2 protein-coding genes are annotated in these 2,688 nt (G+C 23.1%); one reads left to right on the top strand and one right to left on the bottom strand.

What is annotated here, in order from left to right; translation table 4 throughout:
* Nucleotides 1-168: 168 nt before the first annotated feature.
* Complete coding sequence (locus EHV01_RS04600) at nucleotides 169-1,146, bottom strand: IS30 family transposase (RefSeq protein WP_422066416.1); 978 nt, start codon at nucleotides 1,144-1,146, stop codon at nucleotides 169-171.
* Nucleotides 1,147-1,562: 416 nt separating this feature from the next.
* Between EHV01_RS04600 and EHV01_RS04595 the strand changes: the two genes are divergently transcribed.
* Nucleotides 1,563-2,688: ribosome-inactivating family protein (locus EHV01_RS04595; RefSeq protein WP_422066415.1), on the top strand; the 1,126-nt coding region annotated here is incomplete at its 3' end.

Raw genomic sequence — 2,688 nt, 5'->3', positions numbered from 1 at the left:
ATWTAAATTGTACTATGAAGTGTAGCAGTTTATTTGTTATCATTATAACATCAATAAAATAAATGTTCAATATAATTTATTTTAAAAAAATTTAGTATTTTTGTCTTAAATTTATGAATTTTGGCACACTGAAAAATAAAATGATTAAAATTTTATAAGTAATTATATTTAAAAATTAAACATTTGTAGAAAAACTTCTTTTGAAGATAGTCAATGTAAAGTTTTTTTAAGTTTAGAGTTTATTATATTAGCAACTTCTTGATAATAATTTCTTGAATAAATACTTAAATCAATTCCTTTGGAAAATCAATGTCTAAAATCGCGAATTGCTCTTTCAACTTTGGGTTTTTGTGTTGGAGTTCCAGCATCACAAAAATATACTTTAGCATTTGTTATTTTTTCAATTTTTTCTCAATCAGCAAATTCTTTGCCTTGATCTGTTATTATTCCTTTACATCTATCTTTGAAAAATCTGTTAGAAAAAATTCGTTCTACTGCGTTTGTAACTTCTTTTGTTGTTTTTTCCTTTAATGGTTCAATGATTTTAAATTGGGTTAATTCTTCGATTAAAACTAAACAAACACTATTGTTTTTACCAACCATAGTATCCATTTGAAACCAACCAAATTCATATTTATCATGTTTTGCTTCTTCAATAGTTCTAAAATTTCTTATTTTTCCACGGTTATCAATTCTATTTTTTGTTTTATATTTTCTACCATGAAAATACAAATTATCTTTCTTGAAATTTAAAAATCCCAAATGAATATATTTATATAAAGTTTTAAAACATACCGGAAATTTAACACCAAACTCTTTTTCATATTTTTTACAGATTTGTTCTGGTGAATCATGAAATTTGTTATATTTTTCATCTAGTCATTCTAAAATATTTAGCAATAATGATGATTTTTTAAAACATTTTTGTCGTTTTTGTAAATAATCTTCGTGTGCTAATTTAGCGTCATATTCATTATCTTTTAACTTTTTTATTTCTCGTCTAATTGTATTGCGATTTTTATGCAATATTTTTGCTATTTTAGATATATTGGGTTTACCTTTTTTTCTTTTTAAAGAATCAAATTCTAATAAATCTTTTAACATTACTCTTTCTTTAAAAGTAAAATGATGCTTTGTTTTATCCATTTTAAAAAATCCTTTCTTTTATATACAAAACTAATTATATAGTTTTTTTGTTGTTTTGGGCGAGCGGTTGATTTTCTTAAATTTTTGTGATAAAATGACTTACAAGTTAAAAAAGATTTTGAGGTTCTTTCAAACAAATTTGGGAACCTTTATAAAATTCTTCGCTTAACGCTTAGAATTTTTCCCAAGTGTTTTGAAAAGTGTGGCAAAAGTTTTTTTAAACTTTAAGTTATTTTTCACAAAATTATGGAAATCACCGCGAGCCCAGATTAGTACAATATAATCACAATAATAATCATTTAAATAAATTCCTTTCTCAAATATGTTTAAAAAGTGCTTGTATATATATATATATATATATAATGTCAATAGATCTTGATAAAAAAGTTTCAAGATAAGAAAGGAAATTATATAAAATGAAAAAACTTTTAAGTTTATTAAGTGTATTAACTATTAGTGGAGCTGCTGTACCAACAACAATTGCCGCTAGTCCTTATCAAAAAGAAAAACAATTAAATAGTGATATTAATTATTTACAAACAAATAATTTAGAAACTTTAAATAGAAATAAAAGAAATAATTCAAATAACTTTAAATTATCAAAAACTTTAAATATTAATTATGATGTAAAAAAATATTTCAAAGAATTATGTTTAATTCTTAGTGAATTGGTTAAAAAGGGAGTAATTTTACCTGTTAATGATGAACAAAATGCCCCAATTTCTTGTAATACAAATTATTTTGTATTAAATAAAAATACTAGTTTTAATTATTTTATAGTGCCTATTATATTAGATGATAGTAGACATCTAGAATTAGTTTTTAGAACTTCTGATTTATATCTACAAGGTTTTGTAAATAATATAGAAAATAATAATCACACAGAAAGACATTATTGATTTTTTGATGATGCTTTAATACAAAATATCAATGATGTAGTAGAAAATCATAATTTAGGTTTTGATTCAAACTATAATACGCTTTTGCCTTCCGATGAAGCAAATATTAGTTGAACAGGAATACAAGATGCATTTTTTCAACTTACTAATGTAGGAACAAACAGACCACCAGCAATTGGAATTATTAGAGGTTCTTTGGCGCGTGTTATTTTAGCAACTTCAGAAAGTATTCGTTTTAGACAAGTACGAGATAATATAATAGAAAATTATGATACTCAATCACCAACTAGTAGTTGAGGAAATTATCGAAGTATTATAACAAATTGAGGTTCTATAACACAAAATGCTATAAATCATTTAAATGAAAATGGAAATTTAAATGACTTTGTAAACATAGGAAGAATTCTTATCTTTTCAATAGCTATGTATAATCAATTAAATGGTTGTGGAAATATTAATAATTTAAATAAAAGAAATTTAAGCACAGAAACTTGTATTGAAGAAAATAATATATATTGAAATAATTTTTATCATTTAAATTTATTAGGATGAGGAAATAAAAAAATTACATTACCAAACAATGTTAAAGTAACATCAATCAAGGTTTTACAAAAAGATAGTTCTGAAAATAACAACCTTARAR

The sequence above is a fragment of the Spiroplasma sp. hy2 genome (genome assembly GCF_044714365.1).
Lineage (GTDB): Bacteria > Bacillota_I > Bacilli_A > Mycoplasmatales > Mycoplasmataceae > Spiroplasma > Spiroplasma phoeniceum.
This window is presented reverse-complemented; position numbering and strand designations above follow the sequence as displayed.